Below are 19,511 nucleotides of genomic sequence, written 5' to 3' on the forward strand. Positions count from 1 at the left end.
ATGGATTCTGCTGCAAGACGGGCGGCAATGTCTATTGTTAGTTAGTAATAGACAGCTCGGTTACCTTATATGGATGCTTTACTGCTGCATGGGCAGCTTTCTGAGCAACAGCTTTCCTCGCCTCATCCAACCCTTCCGGGGCATAAGGATTCCCGACTACATTGTGTTTGAAGATGCGTTCGAACCAGGTACAGGCAGCGGTATAACGTCCAATCTTCACATCCAGATGATAGCCGTCCCGATTCAGGTGGTCGCCGATGAAAGAGGTGCGCGCATTTTGTATGGCAGTGCCCGAAGGGATGACAATCTTTATCTTATTCGCCTTAGCCGCTTTCTTCACTGCATCGGCAATAGCCTGATACATGGTCAGTTGATTGCAGTTGTAGTTTTTAAATCCACTATGCTTGGAAGTAGACGCATACGCCCAGGTTTGGTGCAACATCAGCTTTGTTTTCTTTGGAAGGCGTACTTTTACATATTCTATGAGCTCGGGAAGAGAGGCTTCATACGTCTCATACATTCCCGAAAAAGGACTTGCCTGTTGCAGGCTGACGTAATCCCAGGCTTCATCTGCCAGCACCGCTTCCAAAGACATCTTGCCTTTTTCCCGTTTCTTTCCATCCGTACCGATTTTCCGGTAGGCATAGGCAGGAGCATTGTCACGGGCATTTTTCACATGACGTTCCAGGGAACAGCCGCCGATAAACATATTGCCGATGATGGTTGAAATGCCTTCGGCTTCTGCAAGTTCATGCAGATATTGCTCCACGGCATCCTGCGAGAAGCTGTTGCCGATGGCAAGTATCCTGACCGTTTTTTGCTGCGCATACGTTCCTCCGGCAAGAAGGAGCAGTATGCACATACAAATCACTACATTTCTATATTGCTTCATTATAATCAAATATAACTAAACTTATCGGTTATTTCTCTTTTTCATGTAATAATCTCTCATCAGATACCACGCTTTCTTACGCATACCCTGGTCAGATATGAGTCCTTTGCGATTCCAGCCATCTTGATTGGTGGGGTGGAAACGGAACGGCGAACGGAAGTCGAACAGAATCCAGGGCGATACGCCACGCAGGTTCGGGATATTGTCGAACATACGGATATTGTCTCTATACAAGCGTGCCTGGTATTCTTCACTCCAGGAGCTGACTACGTTCTCATCACCGGACTGACCGTACAATGCTTCGCCGCCAAATTCCGAAATTATCAATGGTTTGTCCGTCACTACTTCCCATATAGCGTCTTTCGGTTCCACAGGCCACGGATGATACCAGCCCATATATTTATTGATAGCTACGACGTCCAGTTGGGAAGTAAAAGAATCCTCCATTACAAAACGCTGTTTTTCGCTATTGAAGTGCACAAGGTCGAAAGCGGCAACATACAGGCGGGTAGTGTCCAGCTGCTTTCCCGTTTCGAGCAGGGAAGTAAGGAATTCATTCCGTTCTTTGGAAGGCTGTGTTTCATTGGCAACACCCCAATAACCTACCGCGCAGCGGTTTTGATCGCGCTTAATCATTTCAGAAAGCATCCTCTGCGCTTTCTTACGGGTATCATCGTCTGTAAAGTCAATACCTTGCCAAATAGGAATCTCCTGCCAGAGAAGGAAGCCCATCTTTTCCGCCAGGCGTACCGTGTACTCATTCTGCGGATAATGAGCCAGGCGAATCATGTTCACGCCAAGCGCTTTCGCTTCATTCAGCAACATGGCTGCATCGGCTTCCGAGAAAGCACGCCCCATACGTTGCGGGATTTCTTCGTGGAAAGAGATACAGCACATAAATGTCGGCTTCCCGTTCAGGTAAATGTCAGTTCCTTTCACGGTGATATTGCGGAAGCTATTTGCTCTTCCACACGGTCGATACTTGAAGAGACGGTCACGCCATAGAGTTTCGGTTCTTCAGGCGACCAGCGTTGCAGCTTCTTCGCATTCAACACGGTTTCCGCCTTTCCTTCCGCATCGGTGGTGAGCTCCGCGTTGATTTTGAGTTCGGGGATGGCAACTGTTACTTTCTCACCTGCTTTTTTATCAGAAAGACGCACACGGGCAATTATCCGGTCGGGAGCATTTTTATCCAGTTGGATAAAATAATCTTCTATAAATGTCCGGGGAGTTTTCACCAGCAGCACATCTCTTGTGATGCCGCCATAGTTCCACCAGTCGAATGCCATAGCGGGAATGGCGTCTTTGGTACGGCGGTTGTTCACTTCTACCGCCAGGAAGTTGTCACCGTCTTTCAACAGGTCTGTCACTTCCACTTGGAAAGGAGTAAAACCGCCTTCGTGCTCTGCTATCTCTTTTCCGTTCAGGTAGACTTTGCAACGATAGCTGACAGCACCGAAATAAAGAAACTGGCGTTTGTCTGCCAAGCGTTTGGCATCAAAGTGACGGGCATACCATACAGTGCCTTCGTAATACTTCAATTCGGGCGATTGAGAGTTCCAGTCACCCGGAACATTAAGACGCAACCCGCCTTCAAACGCGTATTCGTAGAAATCAATATTTCCTTCCGGTTGCCGGTTCTCATAGATTTTCATCCGTTGCCCCTGGTCGTACAGGTCGATGATAGCATTCCATTTACCATTCAGCGAATGGATGTTGCGACCATATACATTCGTTATCAGCTCCTGTGCCGCAACGCTTCCAGCAAAAACGATTAGCAACAATAGACATAGACTTAATTTCTCACCTGTTTTCATTTAAGTATGTTGTTATAATTAGTGTATATAATAAGTTCAGGCACGGATTATACGGATTTCATGGTTTTTAGAATAGAATAGGTAAAACAACAGTGTTAATCCGTGTAATCCGTGCTATTTCGATTTATTTTTCAGGAAATTCATTACCCAGTTCCAGGCTGTACTCCACTGTTCGGCATAGGCATAATGAGCGGTCGTCTCAGCTACAAACAGCTCTTTCGGAGCATTAATCACGTTGTAAGCAGAGTAAGTAGTAGTAGGCGGACAAACCATATCATTATAACCAAAAGTATAGAATCCCGGAACTTTGACCTGTCGGGCAAAGTTCACCACATCAAAATACTGAACGGTTTTAATCTTTTCCGGTGTCCGGTTCTTCGCATCCTTCAACAAATGCGGCCAACCGCCTGCACGACCGTGGGCATAACCCGCCATATCACACAAAGCAGGATAGAAAGAAACCAATCCCTTGACACGAGCATCCAGTCCGGCAATTACAATGGAAAGCGCACCGCCCTGACTTCCACCGAAGGTTGCCAGGTTACCGTTAAATTCGGGAAGTGTGTAAATGAAATCAATGGCTCTCACACAGCCTGTATAAACCCGTTTGTAATAGTACTTGTCCCGATTGTCCATATTGAACGAGTGGTAATTCTTCAAAGCACCGTTATAAAGCCGGTGATACACATCTCCCGTCAGGTTGACCGGAATGCCGTGGATACCGATTTCCAGAATGATAAAACCTTTTCCGGCACGTTCGGCTTCTCCGTTATAGGCACGGATACCTGCCCCCGGCACTTTCAGAATCGCCGGATATTTCCCGGAAGCCTTCGGAACACAAAGGATGCCATACATACGGGACGCATAGTCATTGTTCGCGAAGGAGACATGATATACGTTCACCTTATCTGTACACCTTTCCGGCAGTAAAGTCATTATCGGTTCCAATGCCCACTTTTCTGCGGCTTCTTTGGTACTTTTCCAAAACTCCAGAAAGTCGGCAGGCAACGGAGTGGTCGGTTGCAATTTCTCAGAAGAGAAGCCGACGGTAGCCACGCCTTCATACTCACGCCCTTGGCAAGTGACGAAAGCGCGGCAACGCAGGAACCCTTCTTTTTTCATAGTCCCTGCGTTAATTTCAAGCTTTTCATTCTTCAAAGGCTGTTTGCCTGTCTGATGAGGTTTCATCATGTCTTCCGAAATCTCATAGCGCACTTCCAGATTATCCTGCGGGATATTGCATTTCAATACCGCCACTTTGAATTTCACTTTTTCTCCCGGTTTATACAGCCAATTGGTGTGGTCGGGAGTGACCTGCACTTGAACCAGTCTTTCCTGTGGCTGCCCCCATGCAACTATCTGCATGGAGACAAATGCTATCAGGAGAAGAAGAAAACGTACACTTTTTATCATAGTTCCCTATTTTATTTCATTTGTCATTGCTATATTAATATTCCATTTATCAGCTATTAATACCCATTGTCTCAACTATTAATACCTATCCGCCCAACTATTAATACCTGACAACTCAACTATTAACATCCAACAGCAGAGATATTAATGCTCCTCTTCACACATCATAACACTCTGCGAATCAGAAGTTAACACATCATTCGTGATTAGCGTAAAATGCAGATAGCCGCCTTTTTATGGTTTTACTTCGTATTGATAGAGTGTGAAAGAGTTCTTGTCATTTAGCTCGAAACTTACTCTACCCTGTGCGCCGACTTTTGCGGCAAACTTTTTGCCACTTCCCATTACAGGGGTAAAAGTAACTTTCTTACCCTCAGGAAGCCAAGTGTCAATAGTCCCCCTGGCTTGCTCGTTGTCTTCACGGTAAACCACAAGATAGCCTTGCGTGCCGGAGACAGTCGATTGGAATCCGGTCCACGAGCGTCCCGAAGGTTCTTCACCAACGGGCAATATGACGCCTTGATGAAACTGGAGTTGCAAGGGTTGGTACTTCTTGAGCAGAGATGCCGTAATATAAGCCTCTTCGGGCAGGTTCGAAGCCTCCATCCAAGCCAACGGCTGCGCCGCCAAGGTGATGGCAAAGAGGTAATCGAAACTGTAACGGGCGGGGGCAAAAGGGTCGGCAGCGTCATACTTGTCGGCATTGCGCCATTTATTAAGGAACTCTATCTGCATCTTCTCCGCCGGTACATAGCGAGACAGCATCCAGAGGTTGCGCAAGGTGCGATAAGGGTAATAGTTGCCCCAATCGGTATAGCGGTTTTCCAAGAAGATGTTGCCGTACTCGTTCATATAGTGATACCCACCGCGACGACCGGCAGTGGCATCGAGGTTGAAAATCACTTCATAGTTGGTTTGCTCCAACACGGTATCAAACAGTCGGCGTAGATTCTGTTCAGCTGTCTTGGTAGGTATCTGCAGGCCGTCTATCTTAAAACAGCAGATGCCGTACTTCTTATAAAGTCCGATAATGGCTTGCGCATCTTTTTGCCAATCGGCAAAATCATTCTGTATGCTGGGATTGAACCATAATCCGATGCGAATACCCAATTTCTTGCCTTTCTCTACAATAGGTTTCAGCCCATGAGGGAACTTTGTGGGGTTGGGCGTCCAGTAATCGCCACTTTTCCAGATATCCTTAAAACTACCTCCGGCAGTCTTCGAGTTAGGGCTTTTTCCGCTCTGCCAGCCATCGTCCAGTTGAAAGAGGGTAATGCCCATGCGTGCGGCACGGTCTAGTTCTGCCAGACAGAAAGCCTCATCTATTTTGGCATCCTGGCTACGGTCGCCCCAGGTATTGAGCATAATCATCTCATCCTGTGCGGCGGTGTGGTGGCGCAGTTGTTTCTGATAGAGGCGCAGGGCAGTAAGCGCTTCTTGCTCGCCACCGGTATAGATGCCGGTAACGCATCCATAAACGCGGGTCCAGCTATCCGGCTTTACATCATGAGACGCAATGCCCAGCCCCACTACCATAAAATCACTAAAGTCCGCCACGAAGTCAGAACCCGGATAATGTAATTGGGTACTGCTGCTAGGAGCCTCTTTCAAAAAAAAGAAGCCTTGACGCGTAACTACGTCATGAGCAAAAAGCAAATTACCACGATACGTATTGCGACGGTAAGGAAGCCAGGTACGCCCGGTCACCAGATTGTCGTTCCAATCGGTGTAGTCGAAAAACTCGATTGTGCGGGCACTCCAATGATTGCCGGATAGTTGCAACCTGTCGAGCGTGGGAGTTTTCACCCCCGTAGCCATATCGGCCGTGTGCTCTATATTTTTGCGGTCGGCGTTAGAGCGGTTATCCTCCTTATTCTGATAAAGTTCCACTTGCCCTTTCAGATAGGTATCGCAAGCAATGGCGGGACAGTCTGCATAAATGCGATAGCGACGCTCTATATTCAGCGAACCGATAGTGCAAGCCACGGTAGCCTGCAGATAACTGGCGTGGATGCCGTTCGTCGGTATCTCGTTCACGGTGAATGTGGCGTCCGTAGGGATACCTTTCACAATCGAGAAATCGGGTTGTTTGCCCTGTGCCGGAATGGTTTTTCCGTGTTGCTTGTCAGTAAGGCTGATGGTAACAGGCGCACCGTTATTCCACAGCATGGCGCGTTCCATATAGTTATTGCCTATACGTAGCGTGTCACCTTTCAGAAAAGCGTAATACTGTTCTCCTCCCCAAAGCGGCAAGGTACATATTGCCGATAGAAATATCGTGATAATATTTTTTTTGCTCATAGTTTGTCTACGGTTTGATGTAAGCTCCCGGAACTTCCAACAATTTGTTGGGTTCGTTGAAGCGTTGGTTATCGGGCACATCGCGTTTGCCCAGACCCGCTTGCATAAGTTGCTTCAGTTCCGGCAGGTGATGATGATAGATGTCGCGCGGCTCTACACTATGCTTGTGGCAGAGTCCGGCTGCCATACCTACTACTTCACCCATCATGCCGGTAGTACGCATCACACGTACCGTACCCAAAGCTACATGGGTGCAGCTCATATTGCGGCCTGCCATAAAGAGGTTGTCCACATTACGCGAATAGAGACAGCGATAGGGAACGGCATAAGGATGAATCCAACGATGCACCGTAGCCGACTTGAATTCATTGCCGGGAAAACGTACACTGTTCACGCTGTCGGGGAAGTGAAGGTCGATGCTCCAAGTTGTGGTAAACGAAGCATCCTCGTGCGCCACATTCTTGTCTATATCGTCCTGTGACAGTACGTAGTCGCCCAAGAGACGGCGTGATTCACGTTTGCCTGAAACATACGCCACCCAGTCGAGGGAACGGTTGACATACTTCTTATGGTCTTTATAGTGATTCTTCAGATAGCTCCAGTTGGAATATATCACCAAAAGTCCATAGTCGCGTACACGTTCAGCTTCGCTAACTTGATTACGGTTCATACCCGTTTCCCATTTCCACTCGCCCATGGTTACAGGCTCACAGTTTTCAGCGTCAAAGCGCACGCCATATTCAAAATGAGGGAATGAGGTTTTCTTCTTCATATCCTTACTATACCATTGTATAGAAGCCCCCATCACCAATGAGTCGGGTTGCTCGGGAGCAAGGCTCTCGCCATATTCATCGCGACCTTCACGCCCCATAGCCCAATCGGCACCGGCTAAATAGCCTATGGTAGCATCACCTGTGCAGTCGCTAAAGAGAGGAGCGGTAAGTTCAGTTTGTTCGCCCGTCTCGATGTGCTGGATAGTGACTGACGCAATGCGGTCTCCTTGCATCTTCACGGCTACTGCACGCTGAGAAGCATAAAGGGTAATGTTCTTTTCGGCATCTATAAAGTCTTCCTTCTTCCGGTCTTCATAGTAGTCGCCCGGTTGGGCATTGCCGGAACGCTCATGGCCAAACTCACGTATCATACGACCCAATCCCTGATTAGGTCCCATTTCGATGATACCACCGAGATGTACACGAATCTCCGACGAGTTATTGCCGCCCAATACAGGACGGTCGTTCACTAGTGCTACCTTACAACCTAATCGGGCAGCAGATGCGGCAGCACACATTCCGGCTATTCCCCCTCCTACTACCACAAAGTCGTATTGATGAGCGGGCACCGTCTGTTGTTGTCGCAGGCGGGTACGAAGTGCGGCTGTCTCTGCCGCATCCCAGGTAGCGGGCTGCGTGTTCGCATCGGTCGTAAGGTAAATGGCATCGCAACGACCATCGAAACCGGTGAGGTCTTTCAGCGCAAGGGTGGTAGTCCCTGCTTTCAATACTGTCTTTCCGGCAAATTGCCATTGCCAGGAATTACCTGTATGTCCTAATGTAGCTTTCAGCAATTTGCCGCCTAAAGCCAGGCGGAACTTTCCGGGGCCCTCGGCATCGGTCCAAGGTGAAGTCCAGTTGTAAGTACGGGCATATACGTAGTAAGTGCCCGCCTGGGGAATGTTGATTTCTGCCGTAGCATCCGCCACTGGGATGCCCATGCCATGTGCCATGAGATAGGGCGAACCCATTTGATCCATGAACTGCTGGTCGAGCACCCAGCCGCCTCGCTGGCTGAAGCTTTCTGCTTCGATGAGCAGTTCTTCGGCTACAGCCACAAGGCTACAGACTACGGCTATGCATGTCAATAAAATTTTTTTCATCACAGTACAGCGTTTTTATGATTATTGTCTACTATCTTCACAGAGGGAACAGATTATCTCGCCATTTTGTAAATTTCATTGCCTGCCATCAAAAAAGCACCAACTCCATAAACCTCCGTCATGTCACGAGTCACTTTCTTCGGGTCGGCACCGATTTGCTGCACATAACCCAGTTTCCCATTCGGTTCCACAGCCGAGACTAATGCATTCCAGCCTTTTATCATTACAGGAAGATAAATTTCCTTATCCAATAAACCTTCGTTTATTCCATAAGCAATGGAATAGACAATGAAAGTAGTGCAACTCGTTTCCGGTGATGGATAAGAGGCAGGATCCAAAAGACTGGCATGCCAGAAACCGTCCGGATGTTGTAATCCGGCAATACGTGTAGCCAATTTTACAAATAATTCCTCATAGAATTTGCGGTTCTTATCTTTCTTGGGCAGTTCCTTTAATATTTCAACCAGACCACCAAGCACCCAACCGTTGCCACGTCCCCAAAAGACTTTCTTACCATTGGCTTCGCGCTTATCAAAATAACGCCAGTCACGGTAGAACAAGTTTTCTTCTTTATCGAACAAGTAATCATAAGTCGCTTTATACTCACGATTCATAAATTTGATATATTTTTTCTCTCCGGTCAGCATATATAGTTTGGCATATACAGGGGGAGCCATAAAGAGAGCATCACACCAAGTCCAACGTTCCAAGGTCTTTAAGTCTCCCTCCACCAGCTTGAAACTACCTTCGGATGGATGATTGACAATCCATTCCGTACGGGCGAGCGTAGGGATAATCATTGCTTCGTCTTTGTACTTGCGGTATAAATCCAAAAAGGACTGTGATACAGCGATGTCATCAGCATGATAAAACCGTTTGTCCGGCTGCCAGCAATTCCGTCGGCCTATACGGGTAAGCCACTTATAATATGTATCATCATTGTCTTCTTTTTCAGCCAATTCCGCCCAATCCACCATGCCGACATAAAGAGCACCTTGCGGCCAGTTCAAGTCGTCATGTTCAGGAGCGGGGTGTGGATTGGCAATCTGCCAATCCGCCACCTTTCGCATGATAGACTTTATTTCTGCTTTTTGAAAAGGAATCTCTGTTGCCATTATAAAAACGGAACATAACAGAGACGCTCCCAATAAAAGTGTTTTTTTCATTCTATATTTATTTGTTTATCATTCGGTCATTACAGTTCAACTGTAGCCTTTAAAGGCAATTGACTGGAAGCAGGCCCGACTAAGATCTCAAAGTCTCCTTTTTCCACTACAAAGCGGTGTTGATTCATATCGTAAAAAGAGAATGCATCCTCATCCAACACAACAGAAACCCGCTTCTTCTCCCCTTTCTTCAAGAATACCTTTTCATATCCTTTCAGTTCTTTCAACGGACGGGGAACAGAAGACTGTACATCATGCACATACACCTGTGCCACTTCCGAAGCATCCATCTTACCTGTATTCTCTATATCAAAGCTAACGGTAACCTGATGCTTACCCGTTTTCTCCGCAGCCATATTACTATAAGCGAAAGTAGTATAGGACAAACCGTAGCCAAACGGATAGAAAGGTTCTTTTCCCGAACGGTCGTATCCACGATAACCGACAAAGACACCTTCGGAATAGTCTACACGCTTAATCTCCGCCTTTAAGTTCTCGTAATAACTGCCGTGCACCGGATTATCGTCCCATTTCCGCTCGATAGAAATCGGTAGCTTTCCACTTGGAGAAATCTTACCGGTCAGGATTTCAGCTATCGCCTGCCCGCCTTCCTGTCCCGGATACCAGGCCATAAGAATCGCTTTTGCGGCATCATACCAGTTGGTGAAATCCACACCGCCACCGGCGTTCAGTACAACCACAACATTGGGATGCATGGACGCAATCTTCTTGATAAACAATTCCTGATAGCGGAGCAAGGCAAACGGACGGTCAAAGCCTTCGCCTTCGGTATTACTATTGAAACCTGTGCAGAACACTACATTATCCACCTTTGCCAATCCTTGACGAAGTTTCGCCTCATTAAGGCTATAAGCATTAAAACGAATGATGGCCGAAGAAATATTATCAAAGAATTCAATCCGGAAACGGTATTCCTTACCACCCTCAACCGGCAGTTCAACTTCACGGCTAGAGTAGGAATGATTTCCCCAATCTCCCGTAATATGCTTGTCATTCACAAACAGACGATAACCGTCATCACCACCGATATGAAGTTTCAACTGACCGTCAGTTTGTGGCATGTAGCAGGCTGTCCAACGGACAGAGAATCCATCTGTCGGAAAGCCGTCCAAAGGTGCTCCATATCCCCAGTCATAATCAACAGAGGATTCCGTGCGTATTACTTCAGGCTGTCCCGAAAGGGTCTTGTTTTTAAAGTATTCAGCCTTGAAGCCTTTCATCTGACGATTAGCATCAGTATAAAACTCATGAACAATATCTTCATAAATCACATCATCCGTCAATAGTAACAGATTCTTTTTCTTCAATTCCTTCAAGCCTTGAGCCACTGAGACGGTAGAAAAAGGAGTGACAAACCCACTACCGCCACCGGTAGGAATCAAATTTGCATTAGGCCCCATCACGCTGTCTTTCCTTTCAGCGGGAGCAAGTTTCCTTCATTCTTCAACAGGACTACACCCTCGCGCGCCAGTTCTAAAGCTGTCTGGCGGGAGAAAGGATTATCCTCTGCGATGTTGCTGTCTTTCTGTTCCTTATCCAGCATACCATAAGCAATCAGAGTTTGCAGGATGTGTTGTACTTTCAGGTTGATGGTTTCTTCTGTCACTGTGCCGGCTTTGATAGCAGGCAACAGATTCTCCAAATTCATAAAACGTCCTTTCGGCATTTCGAGGTCAAGTCCGGCGTTAGCAGCGCCTACGGCGGAATATACAGAAGTCCAGTCCGACATCAGAATACCTTTGAAGCCCCAAAGATTGCGCAAGACATCAATATTCAACCATTTATGTTCGGTGGCATGGACACCGTTCAACAGATTGTAGCTGTTCATTACGGCGCCGACATTGGCTTCCTGTACAGCTTTCCGGAAAGCCGGGAAATAGATTTCCTGCAAAGTACGTTCGTCTATGTCAGAGCTGGCATGGTGGCGGCTCCATTCCTGGTTGTTGGCAGCAAAGTGTTTGATTGTAGCAATGACTCCTTCCGATTGTACTCCCAGGATATATTGTTTCGCCGTTTCACCTGTCAAGTAAGGGTCTTCACCGAAGTATTCAAAGTTACGGCCGCACAACGGAGCACGATAGATATTCACGCCCGGGCCCAACAGGATATTAACTCCTCTTGCCTTGGCGTCCTGTCCCAAGCCTTGCCCTAACTTATAAAGTAATTCCCGGTTCCAAGTAGAAGCGGAAAGTATTCCGGAAGGATATAAAGTGCTCTTGGGAGCATGATTACGAATTCCCTGCGGCCCGTCAGCCAACTTGATTTCAGGTATTCCCAAACGGGGAATGGCACGCAGAGAAAAACTGGTATATCCGGAGATATACTCTATTTTCTCTTGCAAAGTCATTTTTGATACAATGTCCTTCGCACGTTGTTCGGCTTGGGGAGTGATTGTTTGTGCACAGGTTAATATGCTCCATGCAAGCATACATAAACCTATGCCTCCTATTTTCTTTTTCATGGTGATTCTGTGTTAATATAATATGTGTAAAAAACCAACTTAGCTATCAGCTCTTCACACACTTTTGTTCTTTACATTTTTAGTCTATCAGTTCTATTTTAACGGTCTGTCCTTGTACCAGAATATGATATTCGCCGGCTTCAAGGAAGCGTTTACCATCCTCATTGACAAAACCGAAATCACGTTCCAGATCGATGTCGAAACGGAAAGTCTTCGTTTCGCCGGCTTTGATAAGTTGTTTCTCAAAGTGTTTCAGTTCTTTCACCGGACGGGTGATAGAGCAATAAGGATCGGAGATAAACCAATGAACAGTCTCTGCTCCGTCGCGAGAACCGGTGTTGGTGACGGTCACTTCTGCTGACAGTTTATCGCCACGCTTCACTTTAGTAGCAGAAGGGGTAACAGTGCCATACTTAAATTCGGTATAACTTAATCCATGCCCGAACGGATATAACGGATCGCTTGTTATATCTTTATAAAATCCCTGATGTCCGCGTCCGCTCTTGCGGCGATTATAATAAATAGGAATTTGTCCTGTGGAATAAGGGAACGTCATGGCTAGTTTACCGGAAGGTTGATACGTCCTGATAAAATACCTGCCATTGAACGTGCACCATTTATTCCCGGTTGCCATATCTCCAATATAGCATCACAAAGAGGTTCCATGCGATTTAACTCCAAGGGACGTCCATTAGAAAGTACCAATATAACAGGTTTACCAGCCTCCTTTAGTTCTTTCACCAATTCTTCCTGAATCTGTGGCAAAGCAATCGTAGAACGGGAAGCATTCTCACCACTCCAGGTAAGCATCTCGCCCAAACAAACAATGACTACATCAGACCAACGAGCAACGTCCAATGCGCCAGCAAAACCTGAACGGTCATTGCCCTGCGGTTTGCATCCCATTGCATAACGTAATTCGGCGTCTCCTCCAAACTCGGCAGTCAACCCATCATAGAGCATTTCCACATCCGTATCTTTTCCATGTCCGCACCAGGAACCCAATAAGTCCCAACCATTTTTTGCCATTGGACCTACTACGGCAATCTTTTTTTTGTTTGTAAGTGGTAATATCTGATTGTCATTTTTCAACAACACCATTGATTCTGCTGCCAGTTGAGCGGCCACAGCCATACTTTGCGGACGGAAAAAACGATCCTTCTCATTAGTAACCGGAGTATAAGGACGTTCGAACAAACCCAGACGAAATTTTACACGCAATACCCGACGAACTGATTCATCAACTTGTGCCATTGTTACCTTACCTTCCTCTACAAGCTCTTTCAGATGACGATCGTAGGCATGAGACATCATATCCATTTCAAGCCCCGCATTAAAAGCATACCGAGCAGCATCTTTCTTTGTAGCGGCTAATCCCTGATTCTTTAACTGTTCCACAGCCCCCCAGTCAGACACAATGAACCCGTCATGTTTCCAGCGTTTCTTTAATATCTCGGTCATGATATAAGGATTAGCTGACCCGGGTACTCCACTGATGTCATTGAAAGAACTCATCAAAGTGGCCGCACCAGCTTTCACTCCCATCTCATAGGGCAGTAGATAAGTATCCCAAAGAGTTTGAGCTGAAATTTCGGTATAAACATAATCTCGCCCAGCCTCCGAAGCACCATAACCTACATAGTGTTTCAGACAAGCAGCCATACGGTTCTCTGCTGACATATCATCTCCCTGATACCCACGCACCGAAGCAGCGGCAAACACTCCATTTGTATAAGGATCTTCACCATATCCTTCGGCTACACGTCCCCATCGAGGATCACGTGCCACGTCGATCATGGGAGAAAAAGTCCAATCAACCCCAGACATGCGGGCTTCTTGTGCAGATACCGCACATGCCTGTTCTACCAATCCCGGATTCCATGAACATGCCTGCCCCAACGAAATAGGATATATGGTGCGAAATCCATGAATAGCATCGTAGCCAAAAATGATGGGAATACCCAAACGAGATTCTTCCATCGCTTTTTTCTGCATACTATTACGCAATTCTGGATTTATATCAAAGTATATCAAAGAACCAATCTCTGACGGTACTTTTTTCACTTCTTCGCCAACATTATTCACATTGTTATTTCGTCCCAATGTATATTGGTTTAGCTGCAAAACCTTTTCCTCCAATGTCATACGCGATATTAAATCATCAATACGTTTTTCAATTGGAGCTTTGGCATCCTTATACAAAGGAATACTCTTTTTATCTTTTGACGAAAGAGAATGTGTGACTCCCAATAGGCACAATCCCAAAATCAAAACTTTTTTTCTCATCAATGTTTTCGTCAGTTAATTATTATTTCTAGTTTTCAGATGTATATCAAGCAATACGTAAGCAAATAATTATTCCAGCCATTCCATACACTTATCATTTACCTAAGTACCAGTCACTTACAATCAGTTCATTGGAGATATATGCCCAACACGTTGGATCTATAGATCCAATATGCAGCATATATAGATCCAATACGTAGCATATATATGGCTAGCATCTTGGAAATATATCCCCAACGAACCGGAGAACTATGACCTGTCAATACACTCATTACCAACAATTAATGTATCTCGTAGCAATTGACTATGACTTACCGAGCGATAACTTCAAATAATTTCAACCAGCCGGCAGATGTTACATTGTTCTTTACAGCAAGGTGAATTCCAATCTCATTCTGCTTTGCCGTGTCAACAATCCCAACAGCCCACATGTATTTACCTGCCTCCACGCCTTCAACCCGGGTTGTAAACGTATATGATTTAGCCGTACCTTTCACCCAATCACAAGCTTCCGGTTCTCCATCAACAAATACATACTTCGGTTTATCATTCTTGGTGTCCAATAAAGCAAAAGCCACTTTATATTTATTCTTCCACTGGGGAATATTCGTCGGACAATATCCCCAACCAAAATTATTCCAACGATGTGCTATTTCAATCTGTTTACCATTAGAGATAGTTGTAGGCAAAGAAATTCTGTCCGGAAATAAACGGTAGCTTCCTTCTGTACAGAATTGTTTAACTAATTGGAAAGCTTCATTAAACCATGAATAAGTTTCTCCATTGCGAAAGTCTGAATTATAGCGTAAATCCATCATATTGACGCAGGCTGTTTTAGCCTCATCAAACTCACCCTGACGTACTTCTGCATAATTGGCATATCCATCTCCCTGAATCGAGTTTCCATGAGAATTTTTCACCCAGCCACCTTCCATTACTACAGGAACGAGATACTTCCACTTGGCTATAAAATTGCGTTCCCAAGTAGAATAATAAGTTTTCATACCAAACGCATCGTGACGTAATGAATATCCTTTAGCTACTGCTTTTCCTATTAATCTTTCAGTATCTTTATCATAATTATTGCCGTCCCATTCCTTACTTGTACCTATCCAACGATGATAATTTACAAACACAGGAACTTTATCAAATACTTGAGAATATAAATCTGTCACCCAATCGAAAACAGCCTCACGAGTCGGCAGCTCCGGTTTTCCCAACTCACGCACCTGATAGTACCATACACTATGATACTCTCCCCATTTTCCAAATCCTGAACCACTTACAAACTGTACTTTGTCGGGATCATTAAAATCCTTAGCCAAAGCCCTGATAAATTTCTCATAATATTTCTGGAAAATAGGATCATCCGGATAGGGAGACCATACTTTTACTGAACCTGTTTGTGTTTCATATCCTTTCGCGCCAGCCTCTTTTACAAAATTCGGAGTAAAATTATAGTGCTTATCACGGCTATCCACCACAAAAGTAAAGGCCAATTTCATATTTCTTTGCTTAGCTCCCTCTATCAACATCTTCAGTCGTTTAGCCGAAGGGGTATCACAATCGGAGTTCCATGCATATTTTCCTTCTTCAGGATTAAAATCAGCCCAGGCACCACGAAGGTATAAGGTATTTGCATAATCAGAGACCTTTACAGTGCCTTCCGATGACGGGAAATTATCATAATCCTGCCAGAATGTGGAAGATAAACCATCACCAATACCCGCATATAATACCCATCCGGAAAGAGGATTATGCAAAATGATATTTCGATTCTGCTTTACCGTGACAATGCTGTTTCCAGGAATAGAAGTATCTTCTACCAAACCATCATCACCATTATCACCTCCTTCTTCATCATTATCACTGCCACAAGCGACTAATGATATAGCCATAGAAAAAATAAGCCCACAACTTATTTTTCTCAAACTGCACATATTTTGAAAATTAATCTTCATACCTATAGCTCTTATTTTTTTATGCTTACTTTCGACAATTTTAACCAGCCCGAATCCAATATATCCCTTTGGCGGCAATATCCAGCCCTATGAGATCTTTATTACTCCGGTCAACCAGGCCCACAGCCCAAACATAAGTACCCGTTTCAACTTTGGACATATCCGGCTCAAATACATATTCAGCGGGACTTCCTTTTATCCACTTGGATAAATCTGTATTCGTATCCACAAATGTATATCGCACCTCATTCGTTTCAGAATCGAGCAAAGCGAAAGCTACTTTATATTTTTGATTCCATTGCGGAATATTAGTAGGACAGTACCCCCATCCCAAATTGTTCCAGCAATGTTTAATAGTCGGAGTTGTTTTTTTAGAGACTTCTAACGGCAAAGAGATTTCACTGGGATAGAGCCTATACCCCCCTTCCCGAAGGAATCGGCGTACTAAATCAAAAGCATCTTTAAACCAGGATTCTGTATCGCCAAAACGAAAATCCATCATATTGACATGTGCCTCTTTGCTGTCATCAAACTCACCGCGTCTTACGTCCTCGTGTGAATCCTTGCGATATCCTCTAGGATCCTGCCAATAACTATGTGATTTGACAATCCAGCCACCTTCCATAATAATGGGGCAGATATTACGATATTTTTTTGCGAACCTACGCTCCCAACTGCCATAATAGGTTGTCATGCCAAATGCATCATGACGCAATGAATATCCTTTCTTGATTGCTTCTTCCAACATTTCTTCACTGTCAACAGCAAAATGTTCATCATCTACCCAATCTTTTCCCGCACCAATCCATCTATGGTAGTTAATTACTACTGGAACTTTATCAAAAGCTTGAGAATATATATCTGTCACCCAATCGAAAACTGCTTTCTTTGGAGTATCATCACCTGTTGAATAAATCATTGTATGATATTCTCCCCATTTCCCAAGTCCGAATCCATCTATAAATTCAACCTTCGAAGGATCGTTGAAATCTTTAGCCAGGGCCTTCACAAATTTAGTATAGTACTTCTGAAAAACTGAATCATCAGAATAAGGTGACCATTTACCTTTATTCATAAATCCTTTTGCACCGGCATCTTTTACAAATTGAGGAGTAAATTCTGTTCTCTTATCACGACTGTCAACTACAACACGAAATGCCAAACGCATATTCCGCTGATAAGCTCCTTCAATATATGCTCTTAAATTAGAATCTATTTTCCAACCATATACATCTTCCTGTGGATTAAAATCTGTCCAACTAGCGCGAATATAAAGCGTATGAGCATAATCTGTCACACTAACATTGTGTCCTAATTCAGGAATATACATATGGTCATACTGTGCCCAAAAATCTGCAGCATCCACTCCCATACTTGCATAGAGCACCCATCCTGTAAGCGGGTTATGAAGAATACGCAAAGAATCAGGCTGAATCGTAACTATGTTATTCTTCGGTAGTTCCTTATCAAATGAAACGGCTGAATTCTCGTCTCCGAAAACAGGAGATAAAAGGAACATAAACAGACAAAGAGACACAATTACTCTATAATAACTAATCTTTCTTATAACCATACTACTAATTGTTTTTTAAAGAGTGCTATATCATTGTTCTCTTTATTCATATAAAAATCACGAAATTGATATAGCACTCTTAATTTTATCCTGCTTGATTATCTCTTATCAAAGAATACTGTCAGTTCTTTAATATCTAATTCTATGTAATTAACTCCTACAGGTACACTAAAGAAGGCATAGCGGTTGTGAGATTGCCCTCCGACTACAGTCTGTTTCTGATTGTAGTCACTCTCTGCAATATCAAGGCAACCGTCATAAGATCCTCTGATGGCATCTGCTGTTGAGCCAAAGGTATAGCAACCTGCACTTTGCGGTCCGACTTTAAAGTTCAATCCACCCGGATGTGCATTTCCATCTTTGTCTTTAATGGAATTCTTTCTGGGTAACTCCGCTCCTTTGTATATAAACAAATAAGGATTTGCCAAACTAGGTGTCATAGAATGAGCCATAGTGAATCCTGTATCACCAGTGCCATCTTTAGCCCATCCATCGTATGGTCCCCAAATAAAGACTCTCTCAATAGTGGTAGTCACCGTATTATTGTTCCATGTCCACGAAACAACCATTGGTTTAGGATCTGTTTCGGGGGAGTAAATCGTAACCTTTTTAGTATTTATGTTAATCACAATACGATAGACACCCGCAATCTTAATATTCCAATGATAACCAAGCGCAGCTGTTTCCGGACTCATTGTCGAGATATTCATTGCTGTACCATCTGTAAAATCGCCTGATTCTTCCGGAGCAATAGCCATATCTTTCTGTCCATTAAACAAGATCGGGAAATAAATAGTACCTGGTTGCAGTTCTGCATGGAACGCATATTGATTTTCATCTTCTATCGTGCGAGTCATCTCTACATCTGCGCTAACACAAGTTCCGGCAATATAGATTTTATCAGCTTCTATAAAATTACTAGCCAAACCTATAGTAACGGTACGTGTTTCAAAATCTACCACTACACGATACTGCCCATCTTCAGGAATCAACCAATATCCAGCATTATCTATCCCCTTAATTTTAGCTTCCATTGCTCCATCAGTAATCTGTTGTTCTGCAGCAACTGGTGAGATGGCATTAATCTTATTTTCATCTTTCCAAACAATCGGGAAGTGAAGATTACCTGCCTCAAGTCACAAATGGAAACATAACGCTTCGGCTGACTTTCCATTGGCAAGATTTCGATATCTTCACCATCAACAGCTGTGCCTGACATATAAAGATGGTCTGCTACAAAAGTCTTTTCAGAATACATCTTTACTTTTATAGTAACTGTAGAAACTTCCGGTTTTACAAACTTAGGCCCTTCTACAGAACCGATAATACGGGCTTGTAACTTTACTAAATCACCAGGCTGCTGCTTCCACTTTGACACCAATAAACTCTGCAATTCTTTATGAGTATAACTTTTAGAAAAATCATCATCAATATACTCCCTTATCATTGTGTTTGTTCCAAAACTGTTATTTTCCATATCCATTTTATAAAGATAGGAAATATAATAGTCAGAGCCTATTGGGTCAGCTTCCGTCCAGTTTAACGTCAATGCAACCTCATCCGGGGTATCTTCCTTGAGTTCTATTTCATAATCAGAAGGAGTCAGAACTAAACTTGTACGATTGTCGAGCGAATTAGTAGCATCGTCATCATCATTGCATGCTACTATGAAACACGAAGCAAGTGTCAGGAAGAAGAACCGTAAAAGGTTCTTCTTAAATATATATCCGTTTTTCATATCTAT

Annotated in this window: 6 protein-coding genes and 5 pseudogenes; all 11 read right to left on the reverse strand. The window is 44.4% G+C overall.

What is annotated here, in order from left to right; all coding sequences use genetic code 11:
* Window positions 1-37 precede the first annotated feature (37 nt).
* The gene (locus tag DXA05_RS10380; RefSeq protein ID WP_118196042.1) at window positions 38-892 is read right to left on the reverse strand and encodes a DUF4886 domain-containing protein; all 855 of its coding nucleotides are present in this window, start codon (window positions 890-892) and stop codon (window positions 38-40) included.
* 21 nt (window positions 893-913) lie between these two features.
* Window positions 914-2,709: pseudogene (locus DXA05_RS10385) on the reverse strand (glycoside hydrolase family 2 TIM barrel-domain containing protein).
* Between the two features lie 114 nt (window positions 2,710-2,823).
* Window positions 2,824-4,122, reverse strand: a complete 1,299-nt coding sequence (locus DXA05_RS10390) for an acetylxylan esterase (protein ID WP_128859150.1) — start codon at window positions 4,120-4,122, stop codon at window positions 2,824-2,826.
* 234 nt (window positions 4,123-4,356) lie between these two features.
* Entirely contained in the window at window positions 4,357-6,423 is a 2,067-nt protein-coding gene (locus DXA05_RS10395) for an alpha-galactosidase (protein ID WP_128859151.1), read from the reverse strand.
* 7 nt (window positions 6,424-6,430) lie between these two features.
* Entirely contained in the window at window positions 6,431-8,299 is a 1,869-nt protein-coding gene (locus DXA05_RS10400) for an FAD-dependent oxidoreductase (RefSeq protein WP_074910526.1), read from the reverse strand.
* A 53-nt stretch (window positions 8,300-8,352) separates the two neighbouring features.
* Complete coding sequence (locus DXA05_RS10405) at window positions 8,353-9,465, reverse strand: glycoside hydrolase family 88 protein (protein ID WP_074910523.1); 1,113 nt, start codon at window positions 9,463-9,465, stop codon at window positions 8,353-8,355.
* 29 nt (window positions 9,466-9,494) lie between these two features.
* Window positions 9,495-11,947, reverse strand: a pseudogene (locus tag DXA05_RS10410) (glycoside hydrolase family 3 C-terminal domain-containing protein).
* Window positions 11,948-12,026: 79 nt separating this feature from the next.
* A pseudogene (locus DXA05_RS10415) lies at window positions 12,027-14,233 on the reverse strand (glycoside hydrolase family 3 N-terminal domain-containing protein).
* A 311-nt stretch (window positions 14,234-14,544) separates the two neighbouring features.
* On the reverse strand, window positions 14,545-16,194 hold the full coding sequence (locus tag DXA05_RS10420) for a DUF4832 domain-containing protein (protein WP_128859152.1): 1,650 nt from the start codon (window positions 16,192-16,194) through the stop codon (window positions 14,545-14,547).
* A gap of 11 nt (window positions 16,195-16,205) precedes the next feature.
* Window positions 16,206-17,767 (reverse strand): annotated as a pseudogene (locus tag DXA05_RS10425) (DUF4832 domain-containing protein).
* 98 nt (window positions 17,768-17,865) lie between these two features.
* A pseudogene (locus tag DXA05_RS10430) lies at window positions 17,866-19,505 on the reverse strand (SusE domain-containing protein).
* Window positions 19,506-19,511 lie beyond the last annotated feature (6 nt).

It is taken from the genome of Bacteroides sp. AM54-2NS (assembly GCF_003602935.1).
GTDB lineage: Bacteria > Bacteroidota > Bacteroidia > Bacteroidales > Bacteroidaceae > Bacteroides > Bacteroides xylanisolvens.